We start from the raw sequence: 17499 nt of genomic DNA, 5'->3' as shown, positions 1-17499 counted from the left end.
AGATTTATGCCACTTACGGATCTATCCGTTGCAGCACTAATTTCGTTTTGTTATGGGTTTTAAATAAGTAACTGAAATGCCGTGATTTAAAACTGACCGTTTAAACAGGTATTTATTTTTTGGCGAACGCCAGTGAAGAAGGGAGAGCAGATAACGCGGGAAGGAAGGTGTAACCTTTCGGGGCAGTTTAGGATTAAGTGCACACAAAAATGGCACTTGTGGTGACATTTTTGTGTACAGGGTCCGGCGCTTGCTTAGACGGCCTTGGATTTGGCGATGATGTTGCCGGCGTGCAGCCCGCATTCTTTCTGCGTGGCTTCTTCCCACCACCAGCGACCTTCGCGCTCGTGTTGGTTCGGCAGCACCGGGCGGGTGCAAGGTTCGCAGCCAATGCTGATGAAGCCGCGTTCATGCAGGCTGTTGTAAGGCAGCTCGAGCATGCGGATGTAGCCCCAGACTTCTTCGCTGGTCATCTGCGACAGGGGGTTGAACTTGTACAGGGTGCGCTCGGGGGTAGAGAACGCCGTGTCGATTTCCAGCACCGCCACCTGGCTGCGGGTGCCGGGGCTCTGGTCGCGGCGCTGGCCGGTAGCCCAGGCGCGGACATCGGTCAGTTTGCGCCGCAGCGGCTCGATCTTGCGGATGCCGCAGCACTCGCCATGACCGTCCTTGTAGAAACTGAACAGGCCTTTTTCCTTCACGAAGGGTTCAAGTTTCGTGTGGTCCGGCGACACCAGTTCGATGTCGATCTTGTAATGCTCGCGCACCTGGTCGATGAACCGATAGGTCTCCGGGTGCAGGCGGCCGGTGTCGAGGCTGAACACCTTGACGTTCTTGTTCAGTTTCCAGGCCATGTCCACCAGCACCACGTCTTCGGCGCCGCTGAAGGATAACCACAAGTCATCGCCGAATTCGGCGAAAGCCAGCTTGAGGATGTCCTGCGGGGACTTGTTGGCATAGGTCGTGGCGAGTTCCACGACGTCAAACGATGGGCTCATCAGGGCGGTTTCCTACAGGTCGGTGGCGCTGGGCGCTCTATATGGGGCTGATGGTAACAAAAGCTGTCGGGGCTGGCGCGTCCCTGTGCGTTGCGCGGGCTTCGACGAATGGCTAGAGTCGGCAGGCCTTTTGTTCGCTCAACCGATAAACATCAAAAAAATGGGAGTGTCTTGTGGAAATTGCCTGTCTCGATTTGGAAGGTGTGCTGGTCCCGGAGATCTGGATCGCCTTCGCTGAAAAAACCGGGATTGAATCCCTCAGGGCAACCACTCGGGACATTCCCGACTACGATGTGCTGATGAAGCAACGGTTGCGCATCCTCGACGAGCATGGCCTCAAGCTCTCCGATATCCAGGAAGTCATCGCCACCCTCAAGCCGCTGGACGGTGCCATCGAGTTCGTCGACTGGCTGCGCGAGCGCTTCCAGGTGGTGATTCTGTCCGACACGTTCTACGAGTTTTCCCAACCGCTGATGCGCCAGCTGGGCTTCCCCACCTTGCTCTGCCATCGCCTGATCACCGATGACGGCGGGCGGGTGACCGGCTACCAGTTGCGTCAGAAAGATCCCAAGCGCCAGTCGGTCCTGGCCTTCAAGAGCCTGTACTACCGGGTGATTGCGGCAGGGGATTCCTACAACGACACCACGATGCTGGGCGAAGCCGACGCCGGGATTCTGTTCCATGCGCCTGAGAATGTGATCCGTGAATTCCCGCAATTCCCGGCGGTGCACACGTTTGCCGAGTTGAAGCAGGAATTCATCAAGGCTTCGAACCGCAATCTCAACCTGTAAGCCAGTTAGACCTGGACAGGCACAGGACCTGTGGGAGCGAGCCTGCTCGCGATAGCGGTGGTTCAGCCAGCATTGATGCTGACTGACACGACGTCATCGCGAGCAGGCTCGCTCCCACAGGGGGTATAGCGTGAACCTGTGGGAGCAAGGCTTGCCCGCGATGCTTTAGAGGTTCTGCAAGGTTTCCAGCAGCACTTTCACCTTGGTAATCGACTCCTGATACTCCGCCTCCCAATCCGAGTCCGCGACAATCCCGCCACCGCCCCAACAGCACACCTGCCCATCCTTGACCAGCAAACTGCGGATGGCGATGGAACTGTCCATTTCCCCGCGCACATCCAGGTACAGCAACGAGCCGCAATACAGCCCGCGCCGGGTCGGTTCGAGTTCGTCAATGATTTGCATGGCGCGGATTTTCGGCGCGCCGGTGATCGAACCTCCGGGGAAGCTGCCAGCGATCAGGTCCAGGGCGTCCTTATCCACAGCCAGTTCGCCCGTCACGCTGCTGACCAGGTGATGCACGTTGGGGTAGCTTTCCAGGCTGAACAACTCCGGCACCCGCACCGAGCCGATGCGGCAGGTGCGGCCCAGGTCGTTGCGCAGCAGGTCGACGATCATCAGGTTTTCCGCCCGGTCCTTGGGGCTGGCCAGCAGCTCGGCGGCGTGGGCCGCGTCGTCCTCGGGCGTTGTGCCACGAGGGCGGGTGCCCTTGATCGGACGGGTTTCGACGTGGCTTTCGCTGACCTTGACGAAGCGCTCCGGGGACAGGCTCAGCACCGCACCGCCCTCCGGCAGGCTCTGGAAACCGGAAAATGGCGTCGGGCACGCCGCCCGCAGCGCCTGGTAAGCGGCCCAGGCATCACCCTGGCAAGGGGCGCGAAAGCGTTGGGCAAAGTTGACCTGGTAGCAGTCGCCGGCCTGGATATACGCCTGGATGCGTTCGAACGCCTGTCGATAGGCGTCGGCGCTGAGGTCCGGCGTCATCGGTCCTTCAAGGCTGAACGGCGGAACGGGCGCCGGGGTCGGCTGGCTGAACAATGTGATCAGTCGCTGGCGTTCGTCTTCGCCGCAATGGGGGTGGAACACCAGTTGGCTGGTACCCGCCTGATGGTCGCTGACCAACGCCCAGTCGTACACGCCGAAACGTGCGTCGGGCAGTTGCAAGTCATCCTGGGCGTGGGACGGCAGGGTTTCGAGGTGTCGGCCGAAGTCGTAGCTCAAGTAGCCGATCAGGCCGCCGGCGAAGGGCAATTGCACCGTGGCCGGCAGTACCGCGTCGCCCAGTTGCGTCAGATGAGTACGCAGGCGTTGTAGGAAATCGCTGCCGCTCTCGTCTGGCAGCACCGTCAGTTGCGTAAGCGGCCAGGCGCTGAGCAGGTCGTAACGCCCACGTTCGGCGCTTGGCCGGCCACTGTCGAGCAGCACGCTGCCGGGGGCAAGACGAATCGCCGCGAAGTATTCGGCGGGGTTGGCGCGGTAGGGCAACGGGTGTACGGAGCAGGTTGGCATGGGCGGGGTGGGTCGGCCGTTCAGGCGGGGGAGCGATTGTAATCCCTCTGTAGGATTTGCTCCTAGAGGGATGTCGGTATTGAACAGGTCTGAAGCTTCAATGAGACCCGTGGCGAGGGAGCTTGCTCCCGCTGGGCTGCGAAGCGGCCCCCTGGGCAGTTGAGCGCGATCATTCTGATACACCGAGGTGCTGGGCTTTGGGGTTGCTGCGCAACCCAGCGGGAGCAAGCTCCCTCGCCACAGGTTTTAACCCTTAACCTCATTCAGCCTTCAAATCTCAGCATTAGCCATCAAGCCTCAGGCTCAAGTATCAGCTTCAACCCTCAACCGGCGGAATATGCCCAAACAACTCCTGGGCAAACGCCACGCGCTCTTGCGCGGTTTCGATAACGCCGCGGGCCTGGAGTTCTTCCAGGCGGGCTTCCACCGCGTGGGTGCGCAAGGTCAGGCCGCAATCGTTGGCGATCTGGATGTTCAGGCCCGGGCGGGCGTTCAGCTCCAGGATCAACGGCCCTTTCTCCTGGTCCAGCACCATGTCGACGCCGATGTAGCCCAGCCCGCACAATTCATAGCAACCGGCGGCCAGTTTCATGAAGCCGTCCCAGTAGGGCAGTTGCACGCCGTCCACCGCGTTGGTGGTGTCTGGGTGTTTGGTGATGATGTTGTTCAGCCAGGTGCCGCGCAGGGTCAGGCCGGTGGCGAGGTCGACGCCGACGCCGATGGCGCCCTGGTGCAGGTTGGCCTTGCCGCCGGACTGACGGGTCGGCAAGCGCAGCATGGCCATCACCGGATAGCCCATCAGCACGATGATGCGGATGTCCGGCACGCCTTCGTAGCTGATGCTCTTGAAGATCTGGTCCGGCGTCACGCGGTACTCGATCAGCGCTCGGTCACGGTGCCCGCCCAAGGAATACAGGCCAGTGAGGATGCTGGAGACATGGTGCTCGATCTCCTCATGGCTGATGATCTTGCCGGACACCGTGCGGTAGCGACCTTCGAAGCGGTCGGCGATGACGATGATGCCGTCGCCGCCCGCGCCCTGGGCTGGCTTGATGACGAAGTCGGTGCGCCCGCCGATGATCTCGTCGAGCTTGTCGATTTCCTTCTCGGTGGAGATCACCCCGTACAGCTCTGGCACATGGATGCCGGCGGCGATGGCCCGTTCCTTGGTGATGATCTTGTCATCGACGATGGGGTACAGGCTGCGCTTGTTGTACTTGAGCACGTAGTCGGCATTGCGCCGGTTGATGCCCATGATGCCCCGGGCTTCCAGGGCCTTCCAGGTCTTCCAGAAGCCGAACATCAGGAGTCTGCCTTGAGGAAGGCCTTGAACCGCACCAACTCGGTCAGGCGGTAGCCGCGATAACGACCCATGGCCAGCATGAAGCCCACCAGGATCAGCAGGATCGCCGGGAAGGTGAACACGAAGTAGACCAGTTCCGGCACGCTCATGATCAGGTGCGCCAGGGACGCGGCGAACAGGGTGCCGATGGCGACTTTCATCGCGTGGCCGGCGCCGCGCTCTTCCCAGGTGATGGACAGGCGTTCGATGGTCATGGTCAGGATCACCATTGGGAACAGCGCCACCGACAAGCCGCGCTCCAGGCCCAGCTTATGGCTGAACAGGCTGATGGCGGCGATCAGCACCACCACGAACGTCAGCACCACCGAGAGCCTCGGCAGCATCTGCAGCTTGAGGTGCTCCAGGTACGAACGCAGCGACAGGCCCAGCGTGGTGATCACCGTGAACAGGATGATGCCGAAGCCCAGTTGGGTTTCGCGGAAGGCGAGGGCGATCAGCACCGGGGTGAAGGTCCCCAGGGTTTGCAGGCCGATCAGGTTGCGCAGCACCAGGATCACCAGCACGCCAATCGGGATCATCACCATGATCATGAAGGTTTGCTGGGTCTGCAGCGGCAGGCCGTAGAGGGAATATTCGAGGAAGTTGGCGTCGGTGTTCTCGTCCGTCAGCTTGGCCAGGCGAATGGCGTTCATTTCGCTGTTGTTCATGCTGAAGGTGACGGTGGCTTTCTTGCCGCCATCGACGGTGATCAGGTTTTCATCGCCGGTCCACCACAGCAGGCGGTCGGTGGGCAGGCCCTGTTCGCCGGAGTCCGGGTTGAAATACAGCCAGTCGGTGCCGTTGAAACTGCGCAGCCACAACTCAGGTGTCTGCGGCTGGTCGGCCACCAGGCGGATGGTGTGGACCTTTTCCACCGGCACGTGGGCGATGGACAGTACCAATTCGACGATGCGCGCCTTGTTGGCTGAGGAAGGATCACCGGCCAGCAACAGCTTGACGTTGTCGTCGTTGAGGTTGTTGACCCGCTTGATCGCTTCGCTGATGAACGTCTCGACGTCGGCCGAGTGCTGGCGGATCGGTGCGAGCAGGGCTTCGGCTGCGAGTTTTTCCGGGCCTTCGACGGCGATGCTGTCGCGGAAGGTCGGACCCTTGACCTTGGTTTTCTCGGCGCTGTAGCGCTTGGTCAGCACCAGGCGGTAATAAAGGGTCTGGTTGCCCTTGGCGCGACGGGCCGACCAGGTCACCTTGCGGTTGCCGTCGACCCGGTTCACCGCCACACCGTAGTTATTGGAAATGAAACTCTCGTTGAGGCTCACGTAGTCGCGGCTCAGGGGCGGCACGAACATCTGGATCTTCACCGGATCCTTGGCGTTGGGCACGAATTCGACCTTGGCGTCGATGTTCCACAAGTCGTCGGTGGCGTCTTCGGTGACCGGGATGCCGAGCACGAAAATCTGATAGGCCGTTACCGACAGGCCCAGCACCACCAGGATGGCGATCAGCATTTTCAAATGGAGGGTAAGGGAGCGCATTGGAATTACTCTGCGGTTTGAGCGGCATTGGCGCAGGCGGGTTTGCCGGCAGCGTATTTAAGACTGGGGTCGACCAGCGCGTCGAAGCGCTTGAGCGCCTCGGAACCGATCAGCAACGGGTATTGGAAGGCGCTGCGGTCGGTCAGGTTCACTTCGATGCTGCGCAGGGCCGAGCCCATGCAGATGTCCAGTTCGATGACCGGCCGGGCCGTGTATTTCTTGCCTTCTTCCGGGTCGTAGTCACCGGCGCGGCGCTTGATCTTGCTGACTCGGGCCAGCGGACGTTCGATGGGGTGCGAGTGGGCCGCGTCGATGGCCAGGTAAAAGCGCACCCAGGATTCGCCATTGCGCTTGAAGCGCTTGATGTCCCGGGCACTGAGTGAGGCGGTCTTGGCGCCGGTGTCCAGCTTGGCGGCGACCTCCAGGTCGATGCCCTGCAGGGCGGCATATTCGTTAAGGCCGTACACGGTTTTTTCACCCGCCACGGCAAGCCCCGGCAGGCACATGAAATAGAAAGCAGCAGATAAGGGCTTGAGTGTCATAGATCCTGGTGCGCAGCGTTCCGTTTATCGGTTCAGGCCCTGGCATTACTGCACAAGCTCCCTAGGCAGCCTTTCTCTATAAAAGGAGAGCGGCGAATAACCGCGGCATTCTAGCACGGTGGTTTTCTGGCGCCACCGCTGGCCGGACGCTACGAGTCTCTTCATATAGCAGGGTTATCGGCAAAGCGTTTATTAGACGATTGTCGACAATATTGATTTTTGTTTTGACGTTAAGGGCACTATTGGTTAGTTTTTGCCATATTGATTTTCAAGGTGTCGACAATATGCTCGATCAGCTCGAAACCCCGGTGGTCGCCCAGGATGACTCGGAGACCCTGTCCGAGAACGTCTTCCGGCGTATTCAGGCCGCTATCGTCAAGGGCGAGATCGCGCCTGGCAGCAAGATCTCCGAGCCCGAGCTGGCGCGCACCTACGGCATTAGCCGCGGGCCGCTGCGCGAGGCGATCCACCGCCTGGAAGGCCAGCGCCTGCTGGTGCGGGTGCCCCACGTCGGTGCCCGGGTGGTGTCGCTGAGTCATGCCGAGCTGTTGGAACTCTATGAAATCCGTGAGTCCCTCGAAGGCATGGCCTGCCGCCTGGCGGCCGAACGCATGACCTTGGAAGAAATCGACGAACTGCGCCGGGTCCTCGAGACCCACGAGCGCGATGCGGCGTTCCAGGCCGGGGTCGGTTACTACCAGCAGGAAGGCGATTTCGACTTTCATTACCGGATCATCCAGGGCAGCGGCAACCGCACCCTGACGCAGATGCTCTGCGGCGAGCTATACCAATTGGTGCGCATGTACCGCATCCAGTTCTCCACCACGCCCAACCGTCCGCGCCAGGCCTTTGCCGAGCACCATCGGATTCTCGACGCCATCGCCGACCGTGACGGCGAACTGGCTGAATTATTGATGCGCCGGCACATCGGCGCGTCCAAACGCAACATTGCGCGTCATTTCCAGGACAGCGCCGCCACTGAACGAGGTGAGTCATGAGCAACAGCACTCCAGGCCAGCGTTTCCGCGATGCGGTCGCCAGCGAGCATCCGCTGCAAGTGGTCGGCACGATCAACGCCAACCACGCGCTGCTGGCCAAGCGCGCCGGTTTCAAGGCGATCTACCTGTCGGGTGGCGGCGTCGCGGCCGGTTCCCTCGGCGTGCCGGACCTGGGCATCACCGGCCTGGATGACGTGCTGACCGATGTGCGTCGCATCACCGATGTCTGCGACCTGCCGCTGCTGGTAGACGTGGACACCGGTTTCGGCTCCTCGGCGTTCAACGTGGCGCGCACGGTCAAGTCGATGATCAAGTTCGGCGCCGCGGCGATCCATATCGAGGACCAGGTCGGCGCCAAGCGTTGCGGCCACCGTCCGAACAAGGAAATCGTCTCCCAGCAGGAGATGGTCGACCGCATCAAGGCCGCCGTCGATGCCCGTACCGATGACAGTTTCGTGATCATGGCCCGTACCGATGCCCTGGCGGTGGAAGGCTTGGAGTCGGCCCTGGACCGCGCCGCCGCGTGCATCGAGGCCGGTGCCGACATGATTTTCCCCGAAGCCATCACCGAACTTGAAATGTACAAGCTGTTTGCCAGCCGCGTGAAAGCGCCGATCCTGGCCAACATCACCGAATTCGGCGCGACCCCGCTGTACACCACCGAACAGCTGGGCGGTGCCGACGTGTCCCTGGTGCTGTATCCGTTGTCGGCCTTCCGGGCCATGAACAAAGCGGCCGAAAACGTCTACACCGCGATTCGCCGCGACGGCACGCAACAGAATGTCATCGACACCATGCAGACCCGCATGGAGCTTTACGATCGCATCGACTACCACACCTTCGAGCAGAAGCTCGATGCGTTATTCGCGGCGAAGAAGTAAGGCGCGACTCCCCTACAAATTCAAGAAAATGGAGACAGCAAATGGCCGAAGCAAAAGTACTCAGTGGCGCCGGGCTCCGTGGCCAGGTGGCCGGGCAAACCGCCTTGTCCACCGTGGGCCAATCGGGCGCCGGCCTGACCTATCGCGGCTACGATGTTCGCGACCTGGCGGCAGATGCGCAATTTGAAGAAGTCGCCTACCTGCTGCTGTACGGCGAGCTGCCGACCCAGGCCCAGCTGGACGCCTACACCGGTAAACTGCGCCAGTTGCGCGATTTGCCCCAAGCCTTGAAAGAAGTGCTGGAGCGCATTCCCGCCGACGCCCACCCGATGGACGTGATGCGCACCGGTTGCTCGTTCCTGGGCAACCTGGAACCTGAGCAGGATTTCTCCCAGCAGCACGACAAGACCGATCGCCTGCTGGCCGCGTTCCCGGCGATCATGTGCTATTGGTATCGCTTCAGCCACCAAGGCCAGCGCATCGACTGCGTGACCGACGAAGTGTCCATCGGCGGGCATTTCCTGCACCTGCTGCACGGCAAGAAGCCGAGCGAGCTGCACGTCAAGGTGATGAACGTCTCGCTGATCCTCTACGCCGAGCACGAATTCAACGCTTCGACCTTCACCGCCCGGGTCTGCGCTTCCACGCTGTCGGACCTGTTCTCCTGCATCACTGCCGCCATCGGTTCGCTGCGGGGCCCGCTGCATGGCGGTGCCAACGAGGCGGCGATGGAAATGATCGAGCGCTTCAGCTCACCCCAGGATGCCGTCGAAGGCACCCTCGGCATGCTGGCGCGCAAGGACAAGATCATGGGCTTCGGCCACGCGATCTATAAGGACAACGACCCGCGCAACGAGGTGATCAAGGGCTGGTCGAAAAAACTCGCTGACGAAGTGGGCGACACGGTGCTGTTCCCGGTCTCCGAAGCCATCGACAAGACCATGTGGGAGCAGAAAAAACTGTTCCCCAACGCCGATTTCTACCATGCCTCGGCGTACCACTTCATGGGCATCCCGACCAAGCTGTTCACGCCGATCTTCGTTTGCTCGCGCCTGACCGGCTGGGCCGCCCACGTGTTCGAACAACGCGCCAACAACCGCATCATCCGACCGAGCGCCGAGTACACCGGCGTCGAACAGCGCAAGTTCGTGCCAATCGAACAACGCTGAGCTGGAGGGTTCTAGCCGCAGGCACTGGATACCCCCGAAACCCTGTGGGAGCGAGCTTGCTCGCGATTGCGCACTGACATTCAACATTAATGTCGACTGATGCACCGCTATCGCGAGCAAGCTCGCTCCCACAGGGGCCGGGGGTATCCAAGACCGGCCAACCCCTCTGAAACCACCGTGACCCGAGTCCTGACGATGAACACAGAATTTCGCAAACCGCTGCCCGGCACTTCGCTGGATTATTTCGACGTTCGCGGGGCAGTGGAGGCCATTCGCCCCGGCGCCTATGACGGCCTGCCGTATACCTCCCGCGTGCTGGCGGAAAACCTGGTGCGGCGCTGCGACCCGGCCACGCTGCGCGAGTCGCTGCTGCAACTGATCGAGCGCAAGCGCGACCTGGACTTCCCGTGGTTCCCGGCGCGCGTGGTGTGCCATGACATCCTCGGCCAGACTGCCCTGGTGGACCTCGCCGGCTTGCGTGACGCCATCGCCTTGCAGGGTGGCGACCCGGCGCAGGTCAACCCGGTGGTGCCGACGCAACTGATCGTCGACCATTCCCTGGCGGTGGAAAGCGGTGGTTCCGACCCGCAAGCCTTCGCCAAGAACCGCGCCATTGAAGACCGCCGCAACGAAGACCGCTTCCACTTCATCAACTGGACCAAGAAAGCCTTCAAGAACGTCGATGTGATTCCGCCGGGCAACGGGATCATGCACCAGATCAACCTGGAAAAAATGTCGCCGGTGATCCAGCAGCGTGACGGCGTGGCCTTCCCCGACACCTGCGTCGGCACCGACAGCCACACGCCTCACGTCGATGCCCTGGGCGTGATCGCCATCGGCGTCGGTGGCCTGGAAGCCGAAAGCGTCATGCTCGGTCGCGCCTCGTGGATGCGCCTGCCGGAAATCGTCGGCGTCGAGCTGACCGGCAAGCTGCAACCGGGCATTACCGCCACCGACATGGTGCTGGCGCTGACCGAGTTCCTGCGCAAGCAGAAAGTCGTCGGGGCGTGGCTGGAGTTCTTCGGCGAAGGCGCCAGCGCCCTGACCCTGGGCGACCGCGCGACCATCTCCAACATGGCCCCGGAATACGGCGCCACGGCGGCGATGTTCCATATCGATCAACAGACGATCGATTACCTGAAGCTCACCGGCCGCGAAGACACCCAGGTGCAGTTGGTGGAAACCTATGCCAAGCACGTGGGCCTGTGGGCCGATAGCCTCAAGGGCGCGCAATACGAGCGTGGCCTGACCTTCGACCTGTCGTCGGTGGTGCGCAACATGGCAGGTCCCAGCAATCCCCACTCCCGTGTCGCGGTGTCGGACCTGGCCGCCAAAGGCATTTCCGGCCAGTGGGACGATGTGCCCGGACAAATGCCCGACGGCGCGGTGATCATCGCCGCGATCACCAGTTGCACCAACACCAGCAACCCGCGCAACGTGATCGCCGCCGGCCTGCTGGCGCGCAACGCCAACCGCCTGGGCCTGGCCCGCAAGCCGTGGGTCAAGTCGTCCTTGGCGCCGGGTTCGAAAACCGTGGCGTTGTACCTGGATGAAGCCGGCCTGACGTCCGAACTCGAGAAGCTGGGCTTCGGCGTGGTGGCGTTCGCCTGCACCACCTGTAACGGCATGTCGGGTGCGTTGGACCCGGTGATCCAGCAGGAAATCATCGATCGCGACCTGTACGCCACCGCCGTGTTGTCGGGCAACCGCAACTTTGACGGGCGTATCCATCCGTACGCCAAGCAGGCGTTCCTGGCCTCGCCGCCGCTGGTGGTCGCGTATGCCATCGCCGGGACCATTCGTTTCGACATCGAGAAGGATGTGCTGGGCGTGGTGGACGGTCGGGAAATCCGCCTCAAGGACATCTGGCCGAGCGATGAAGAAATCGACGCCGTGGTCAAGGCGTCAGTGAAACCCGAGCAGTTCCGCCAGGTGTACATCCCGATGTTCGCTATCCAGGAAGACACCGGGCCGAAAGTGACGCCGCTGTACGACTGGCGCCCACAAAGCACCTACATCCGTCGCCCACCGTATTGGGAAGGCGCACTGGCCGGTGCGCGGCCGCTCAAGGGCATGCGCCCGCTGGCGGTGCTGCCAGACAACATCACCACTGATCACCTGTCGCCGTCCAACGCCATCATGCTGGACAGCGCCGCCGGTGAATACTTGGCGAAAATGGGCTTGCCGGAAGAGGACTTCAACTCCTACGCGACCCACCGCGGCGACCACCTGACCGCGCAGCGCGCCACTTTCGCCAACCCGAAACTGTTCAACGAAATGGTCGTTGAGGACGGTAAGGTCAAGCAGGGTTCCCTGGCGCGGGTCGAGCCGGAAGGCAAAGTCATGCGCATGTGGGAAGCCATCGAGACCTACATGGAGCGCAAGCAGCCGCTGATCATCATTGCCGGTGCCGACTATGGCCAGGGTTCGTCTCGGGACTGGGCGGCCAAGGGCGTGCGCCTGGCAGGTGTCGAGGCGATCGCGGCCGAAGGGTTCGAGCGCATCCACCGCACCAACCTGGTGGGCATGGGCGTGTTGCCGTTGGAGTTCAAGCCCGGTACCGATCGCAAGACCCTGGGCATCGACGGCAGCGAAATCTATGACGTGATCGGCGAGCGCACCCCGCGGGCGACACTGACCCTGGTCATCACTCGCAAGAATGGCGAGCGCGTCGAGGTGCCGGTGACCTGCCGCCTCGATACCGCCGAAGAAGTGTCGATCTACGAAGCCGGGGGCGTGTTGCAACGCTTCGCCCAGGATTTCCTGGAGTCGGCGGTCGCCGTTTAAATCGCTTGGGTGGCCGGTGTTCTGGCCACCCATTTTTTCAGGAGTTAGAGCATGGCTCACTCGCCTCAAATCAAGATTCCCGCGACCTACATGCGTGGCGGCACCAGCAAAGGCGTGTTCTTCAGCCTGCAAGACCTGCCCGAAGCGGCCCGCGTCCCTGGCCCGGTCCGGGACGCCCTGTTGCTGCGGGTGATTGGCAGCCCTGACCCGTACGAGAAGCAGATCGATGGCATGGGCGGCGCGACCTCCAGCACCAGCAAGACGGTGATCCTGTCCAAGAGCACCCGGGCCGACCACGATGTCGATTACCTGTTCGGCCAGGTGTCCATTGATAAACCGTTCGTGGACTGGAGTGGCAACTGCGGCAACCTGTCGGCGGCGGTGGGGTCGTTTGCCATCAGCAGTGGCTTGGTGGAGCCCGGCCGTATTCCGCACAACGGCGTGGCCGTGGTGCGGATCTGGCAGGCCAACATCGGCAAGACCATCATCGCCCATGTGCCGATCACCGACGGCGCGGTGCAGGAAACCGGTGACTTCGAACTCGACGGCGTGACCTTTCCGGCGGCCGAAGTGCAGTTGGAGTTCATGGACCCGGCGGCCGAGGAAGAGGGCGGTGGCGGCTCGATGTTCCCGACCGGCCATTTGGTGGATGACTTGGAGGTGCCCGGTGTCGGTACTTTGAAGGCGACGCTGATCAACGCCGGGATCCCGACGATTTTCATCAATGCTCGCGATGTGGGCTACACCGGCACCGAGTTGCAAGGTGCTATCAATGGCGACCCCAAGGCGTTGGCGATGTTCGAAACCATTCGCGCCCACGGCGCCTTGCGCATGGGCTTGATCAAGCACCTGGACGAAGCCGCCCAGCGCCAGCACACGCCGAAAGTGGCATTCGTGGCACCGCCGGCGGACTACGTTTCATCCAGCGGGAAAGCCGTGGTGGCTGGTGACGTTGATCTGTTGGTACGGGCGCTGTCCATGGGCAAGCTGCACCACGCCATGATGGGTACGGCAGCAGTGGCCATCGGCACGGCCGCGGCGATTTCCGGCACCCTGGTGAATCTCGCGGCGGGCGGCATCGAGCGCAACGCCGTGCGCTTCGGCCACCCGTCCGGCACCTTGCGCGTCGGCGCCGAGGCCAGCCAGGTCAACGGCGAATGGACCGTAAAAAAAGCCATCATGAGCCGCAGTGCGCGGGTTTTGATGGAAGGGTTCGTGCGGGTGCCAGGGGATGCTTTCTAACTCAATACTTCAGGAATAACCAAAACCTGTGGGAGCGAGCCTGCTCGCGATGGCGGTGGATCAGTCGACGCCAATGTCGAATGTGCCGACCCCTTCGCGAGCAAGCCCGCTCCCACAGTGGATTTGTGGTGAACACAGAATCTTCGAACATCCACGACAAACCTGTGGGAGCGGGCTTGCTCGCGAAAGCGGTGTGTCAGTCCACATCAATGTTGAATGCGCCGACCCCATCGCGAGCAGGCTCGCTCCCACAGGTTGATCGTATTTCTTCCGTCAGTCCGCCGTCAGTGCGGTGACCACCAGCCCAACATTACTTTCCAGCTCGGCCACCGGATCGGGCCCGTCGGTGCTCAACACAAGCAGTTGGCTACCTCCTTCGGTAATGGCGGCCTTCAGCGCATCCGAGGGTTGGCGGTGATGCAGCACCAGCGCTACGTCGTTGTCTTTCAATATCGCACTCAACTGCTTGAGGGCTTCGGCTGACCACTCGGCATCGGGCCGGGTGTCGGTGCTGATGGCGTCCAGGTTGAGCCCGCTGATCAGGTAGCCGAAATGCTCGCTCAGGCTGACCACGCTCAAGTTATCGGCGCTGGCGAGGCGTTTTTCGCTGTCGGCGCTGAGTTTGAGCAGGCGCTGCTTGAGGGCCGCCAGGTTGGCGTCGATTTTCGATTTGTCCGCCGGGGCCAGGCGCACCAGGTCGGCGGCGATCACGTCGGCCATGCGCCCCAGGTTATGGCTGGCCATCCATGGTTGACTTGCCAAGCCGTCAGTCATGCCCGGTTGCACGGCGATACCGGGCAGGGCGCCGTCCACCGGGCGCGCGGCATCGACTTCGACGATGCGGATATTGCTGCGTCGGGCCATGGGGTACAGCGGATCGTCCGGCCAGAGCGAGCGCAGGCCGACCACCCCATCGGCATTGCTGGCCAGTTTGCTCAAGGCCGGTGCGCCCCGGCCGCTGAAGTAGGCGCTCTGGCGGGTGCCGGGCAGATTGTCGGGCGCGGCCCGCTCCAGGCTGACCTCGGTGCCCTTGAGCAAGGCCTCGCTCAACCCATAGGTGACCGGCAGCGATGCCAGCAGACGGACCTTTTCGTCGGCGAATGACGAGGTGACGGCCACGCCGCACAACGCGACGGCCAGGGTCAGTTGTCGCAATGAAAAAACCATTTATCCAAGATTCCCTTTGAGGCTGGGGACGACACCACGGGCGATGGCGCTCAGGGCGAAGGCGATGCCGGCCACCAGGATGATCGCGGCACCGGACGGGATCGGCAGGTCGAACACAATCGGCGCGAGGATCCCGCACAAGGTACTGACGGTGGCGATCAGCACCGAACACCAGAAAAAGCCTTTCAATGATTGGCTGAGCAAGCGCGCCGCCGCAGCGGGAATCACGAGCAACGCGCCCACCAGAATGGCACCGATGACTTTCACCGCCGCCACGGTGATCAGCGTTACCAGGACCACGAACAGGTAGTCCAGGGTCTTGACCGCCACCCCGCGCACCGCCGCCAGTTGCGGGTTGAAGCTGGCGAGCATGATGCGGTTGTACAGCGGCAAGGCCAGGGCCATCACCAGCGAGCCGACCACCGCCAGCACCAGCAGGTCATTGCCATTGACCGTCAGTACCGAGCCGAACAGTACGTTTTCCAGGATGTGTACATTGATCTTGCCCGCCAGGATCAGCAGCAGGCTGGCGCCCAGGGCCAGGGACACCGACAGGAAGACGCCGATCAGCGTATCGGGCGCCAGGCCGGTGCGGTTGCGCAGGTAATTGAGCAGGATGCCGAACAGCAAGCAGTAGCCGAACAGGCTGCCGTAAGGCCCGGTGTAGGGCTCGCCGAGCAGGATGCCGATGGCCACGCCGGTCAGCGCCGCGTGGCCCACCGCTTCGGAGAAAAACGCGAAGCGCTTGACCACCACCAGCGTGCCGAGGCCGCCCAGCACCGGACCGATCAATAGCCCGGCCAGTAGTGCATTGACGACGAACCCATAGGCCAGCGCCTCGGGCAGGTAACCGGCCGAAGCCCACCCCTGGACCATCAAACGAAAGGCTTCATAACTCATCAAGCCGCGCTCCCGTTCGTGCGTGGATGGGTGGAAAACAGCGTCAGCAGCCGCTCAGGGGTCAGGGTCTGGCGTGGCGGGCCGTCGAACAGCACTCGACGATTCAGGCCGGTGACACGGTCGGCCAAGCGTCCGACGGCTTCCAGGTCATGTTCGATCCACAGCACGGTGATCCCGGCCTGGCGCCAGTCCTGCAGCAACCGTTCGAACACCTGGATACCGGCCTCGTCCAGGGCCGACATCGGTTCATCCAGCACCAGCAATTGCGGCGAGGGAATCAACCCCTGGGCCAGCAACACCCGCTGGCGCTCGCCGCCGGACAGCGCGCCCATGCGTCGCTTGCGCTTGTCCTGCATGCCGACCCGCTCCAGGGCCTGGCCAATGGCGCCGGCGTAATGCTTGCTCACGCCGAGAAAGGCCGGCCGCCGCTGACACATTGCCGCCATGAAATCATCCACCGTCATGGGCAGGCCCCGGTCGAATTCCAGCGCCTGGGGCACGTAGCCGATCACCCCCGGTTCGCCCGGCCATTGCAGGCTCAAGCGGCCCTGGTGCGGCATCTGCCCCAACAAGGTCTTGATCAGCGAGCTCTTGCCGCCGCCATTAGGGCCGACCAAGGCATGAATGCTGCCGGGCTCCACCTGGAAGGCGACGTTGTCGAGAATGCTGGTGCGGCCCAGGTTCAGGCTGACCTCGGCGAACGCAATCAAGGGACCCGCGGGGTGCAGGGTGAGGGGTTCCTGGACAGTCATGCGCCGGACTCCTGGATCGCCCGGACCACGGTGTCGAGGTTGCCGGCCATTTCTTTTTCGTACTTCTCGGCACTGTAGTCGCCGTAGGAAATGTGCGAGAGCGGGTACAACTTCACGCCCGATTCACGCTGGATGGTGTCGACGTAGGTGGAAGGGAAATCCATCTCCGAAAAGATCACCTTCACGTCCAGCTCGCGCAATTGATCGATGGTTTTCTTCAATTGGCTGGGGCTCGGCTCGATGCCATGGGCCGGCTCGACCACGGCGGTCACTTCCAGGCCGAATTCGCGCAGCAGATAGTCGTAGGCGGCATGCACCGTGGCGACCCGCAATTCGGCATTGGGGGCCTGGGTCAGTTTCGCCAGGGCGGCGGCGCGCATCTGCCGCAGGCGCTTGCCGTAGGCGCGGGCGTTCTGGGTGTACGCCTTGGCATTGTCCGGGTCGAGCTTGCCCAACTCCCGGGCAATGTTATTGACCTGGGCGATAGAGGCGCTGATGGACAGGAAGGTGTGCGGGTTTACCACTTTGCCCGCGCCTCGGGCGGCGGTGCCGGTGGCGGCCAGCAGGGGCACGTTCTCGTTGGCCTCGATGACCTTCACGTTCGGGGTTTCGCTGGCTGCGATCATGCGGTCGGCAAAATCGTCGTGACCGACGCCGTTCAGCACGATCACGTCGAGGCCGCCGATACGCTTGATGTCTTCGGCCCGGGGCTCATAGGCGTGGGGGTTGAAACCGGCCGGGATCAGCGGCACGACCTCGGCCTTGTCGCCGACGATGTTGGACACGTAGCTGTAATACGGGTGCAAGGTGATACCGATGCGCAGGCGCTTGGCTGTTTCGGCGCTCACCGGCGAGGTGAACAGGCAGGCCAGCAGGCCGATCAACAGAAGGCGCAGCAAGGGTCGGCGTTGGGATGCAATAGGCATGG

Annotated in this window: 15 protein-coding genes; 6 read left to right on the top strand and 9 right to left on the bottom strand. The window is 62.3% G+C overall.

Translation table 11 applies throughout. The annotated features are described in order from the left end of the window. Window positions 1-254: 254 nt before the first annotated feature. Window positions 255-998: a phosphoadenylyl-sulfate reductase gene (locus ACLH0I_RS20455; protein WP_207966986.1), complete on the bottom strand. Its 744-nt coding sequence runs from the start codon at window positions 996-998 to the stop codon at window positions 255-257. 173 nt (window positions 999-1171) lie between these two features. Here ACLH0I_RS20455 and thrH point away from each other — a divergent pair, with 173 nt between their 5' ends. Next, window positions 1172-1789, top strand: a complete 618-nt coding sequence (gene thrH / locus ACLH0I_RS20450) for a bifunctional phosphoserine phosphatase/homoserine phosphotransferase ThrH (protein ID WP_411385233.1) — start codon at window positions 1172-1174, stop codon at window positions 1787-1789. A 165-nt stretch (window positions 1790-1954) separates the two neighbouring features. Here the strand turns inward: thrH and pabB are convergent, their stop codons facing one another. The 4 genes from pabB to ACLH0I_RS20430 all read right to left on the bottom strand — a co-directional run bounded on the left by pabB (window position 1955) and on the right by ACLH0I_RS20430 (window position 6675). Beyond that, window positions 1955-3298 (bottom strand): aminodeoxychorismate synthase component I, encoded by a 1344-nt coding sequence (gene pabB / locus ACLH0I_RS20445; RefSeq protein ID WP_411385232.1) that lies wholly within the window; start codon window positions 3296-3298, stop codon window positions 1955-1957. A gap of 316 nt (window positions 3299-3614) precedes the next feature. Continuing rightward, entirely contained in the window at window positions 3615-4601 is a 987-nt protein-coding gene (locus ACLH0I_RS20440) for an alpha-L-glutamate ligase-like protein (protein ID WP_186709677.1), read from the bottom strand. Continuing rightward, window positions 4601-6133 (bottom strand): inactive transglutaminase family protein, encoded by a 1533-nt coding sequence (locus ACLH0I_RS20435; protein WP_186709676.1) that lies wholly within the window; start codon window positions 6131-6133, stop codon window positions 4601-4603. Before ACLH0I_RS20435 ends, ACLH0I_RS20440 begins: the two co-directional genes overlap by 1 nt. 5 nt (window positions 6134-6138) lie before the next feature. Continuing rightward, entirely contained in the window at window positions 6139-6675 is a 537-nt protein-coding gene (locus tag ACLH0I_RS20430; protein WP_053186065.1) for an ATP-dependent zinc protease, read from the bottom strand. Window positions 6676-6959: 284 nt separating this feature from the next. Here ACLH0I_RS20430 and ACLH0I_RS20425 point away from each other — a divergent pair, with 284 nt between their 5' ends. From ACLH0I_RS20425 to prpF, 5 genes are all read left to right on the top strand, one after another. Next, on the top strand, window positions 6960-7673 hold the full coding sequence (locus ACLH0I_RS20425; protein ID WP_186731048.1) for a GntR family transcriptional regulator: 714 nt from the start codon (window positions 6960-6962) through the stop codon (window positions 7671-7673). Continuing rightward, a complete protein-coding gene (prpB, locus tag ACLH0I_RS20420; RefSeq protein WP_186709668.1) occupies window positions 7670-8554 on the top strand; it encodes a methylisocitrate lyase in 885 nt (294 codons plus the stop codon). Before ACLH0I_RS20425 ends, prpB begins: the two co-directional genes overlap by 4 nt. Before the next feature lie 41 nt (window positions 8555-8595). Continuing rightward, window positions 8596-9723 (top strand): 2-methylcitrate synthase, encoded by a 1128-nt coding sequence (gene prpC, locus ACLH0I_RS20415; protein WP_411385231.1) that lies wholly within the window; start codon window positions 8596-8598, stop codon window positions 9721-9723. Window positions 9724-9918: 195 nt separating this feature from the next. Further along, the gene (gene acnD / locus ACLH0I_RS20410) at window positions 9919-12510 is read left to right on the top strand and encodes a Fe/S-dependent 2-methylisocitrate dehydratase AcnD (RefSeq protein ID WP_411385230.1); all 2592 of its coding nucleotides are present in this window, start codon (window positions 9919-9921) and stop codon (window positions 12508-12510) included. 51 nt (window positions 12511-12561) lie between these two features. Continuing rightward, on the top strand, window positions 12562-13752 hold the full coding sequence (gene prpF / locus ACLH0I_RS20405; protein WP_411385229.1) for a 2-methylaconitate cis-trans isomerase PrpF: 1191 nt from the start codon (window positions 12562-12564) through the stop codon (window positions 13750-13752). Between the two features lie 273 nt (window positions 13753-14025). Here prpF and ACLH0I_RS20400 read toward each other — a convergent pair whose 3' ends face one another. The 4 genes from ACLH0I_RS20400 to ACLH0I_RS20385 are packed head-to-tail and all read right to left on the bottom strand — an operon-like array spanning window position 14026 to window position 17497. After that, window positions 14026-14919 (bottom strand): metal ABC transporter substrate-binding protein, encoded by an 894-nt coding sequence (locus ACLH0I_RS20400; protein WP_411385228.1) that lies wholly within the window; start codon window positions 14917-14919, stop codon window positions 14026-14028. Beyond that, the gene (locus ACLH0I_RS20395; protein ID WP_014339414.1) at window positions 14920-15819 is read right to left on the bottom strand and encodes a metal ABC transporter permease; all 900 of its coding nucleotides are present in this window, start codon (window positions 15817-15819) and stop codon (window positions 14920-14922) included. Beyond that, window positions 15819-16571, bottom strand: coding sequence for a metal ABC transporter ATP-binding protein (locus ACLH0I_RS20390; RefSeq protein WP_411385227.1), 753 nt, complete (start codon window positions 16569-16571; stop codon window positions 15819-15821). The genes ACLH0I_RS20395 and ACLH0I_RS20390 overlap by 1 nt, the downstream gene beginning before the upstream one ends. Then, a complete protein-coding gene (locus tag ACLH0I_RS20385) occupies window positions 16568-17497 on the bottom strand; it encodes a metal ABC transporter substrate-binding protein (protein ID WP_411385226.1) in 930 nt (309 codons plus the stop codon). Before ACLH0I_RS20385 ends, ACLH0I_RS20390 begins: the two co-directional genes overlap by 4 nt. Window positions 17498-17499 lie beyond the last annotated feature (2 nt).

It is taken from the genome of Pseudomonas sp. MPB03 (genome assembly GCF_046605385.1).
In the GTDB taxonomy this organism is placed as follows: Bacteria; Pseudomonadota; Gammaproteobacteria; order Pseudomonadales; family Pseudomonadaceae; genus Aquipseudomonas; species Aquipseudomonas zanjanensis.
This window is presented reverse-complemented; position numbering and strand designations above follow the sequence as displayed.

Excerpts from the sequence above, each read along its gene's own strand:
- ACLH0I_RS20385 (WP_411385226.1), bottom strand. The coding sequence starts at position 17,497 with ATGCCTATTGCATCCCAACGCCGACCCTTGCTGCGCCTTCTGTTGATC.
- pabB (WP_411385232.1), bottom strand. The coding sequence starts at position 3,298 with ATGCCAACCTGCTCCGTACACCCGTTGCCCTACCGCGCCAACCCCGCC.
- prpC (WP_411385231.1), top strand. The coding sequence starts at position 8,596 with ATGGCCGAAGCAAAAGTACTCAGTGGCGCCGGGCTCCGTGGCCAGGTG.
- ACLH0I_RS20440 (WP_186709677.1), bottom strand. The coding sequence starts at position 4,601 with ATGTTCGGCTTCTGGAAGACCTGGAAGGCCCTGGAAGCCCGGGGCATC.
- prpF (WP_411385229.1), top strand. The coding sequence starts at position 12,562 with ATGGCTCACTCGCCTCAAATCAAGATTCCCGCGACCTACATGCGTGGC.
- ACLH0I_RS20455 (WP_207966986.1), bottom strand. The coding sequence starts at position 998 with ATGAGCCCATCGTTTGACGTCGTGGAACTCGCCACGACCTATGCCAAC.
- acnD (WP_411385230.1), top strand. The coding sequence starts at position 9,919 with ATGAACACAGAATTTCGCAAACCGCTGCCCGGCACTTCGCTGGATTAT.
- ACLH0I_RS20400 (WP_411385228.1), bottom strand. The coding sequence starts at position 14,919 with ATGGTTTTTTCATTGCGACAACTGACCCTGGCCGTCGCGTTGTGCGGC.
- prpB (WP_186709668.1), top strand. The coding sequence starts at position 7,670 with ATGAGCAACAGCACTCCAGGCCAGCGTTTCCGCGATGCGGTCGCCAGC.
- ACLH0I_RS20390 (WP_411385227.1), bottom strand. The coding sequence starts at position 16,571 with ATGACTGTCCAGGAACCCCTCACCCTGCACCCCGCGGGTCCCTTGATT.
- ACLH0I_RS20430 (WP_053186065.1), bottom strand. The coding sequence starts at position 6,675 with ATGACACTCAAGCCCTTATCTGCTGCTTTCTATTTCATGTGCCTGCCG.
- ACLH0I_RS20395 (WP_014339414.1), bottom strand. The coding sequence starts at position 15,819 with ATGAGTTATGAAGCCTTTCGTTTGATGGTCCAGGGGTGGGCTTCGGCC.
- ACLH0I_RS20435 (WP_186709676.1), bottom strand. The coding sequence starts at position 6,133 with ATGCGCTCCCTTACCCTCCATTTGAAAATGCTGATCGCCATCCTGGTG.
- ACLH0I_RS20425 (WP_186731048.1), top strand. The coding sequence starts at position 6,960 with ATGCTCGATCAGCTCGAAACCCCGGTGGTCGCCCAGGATGACTCGGAG.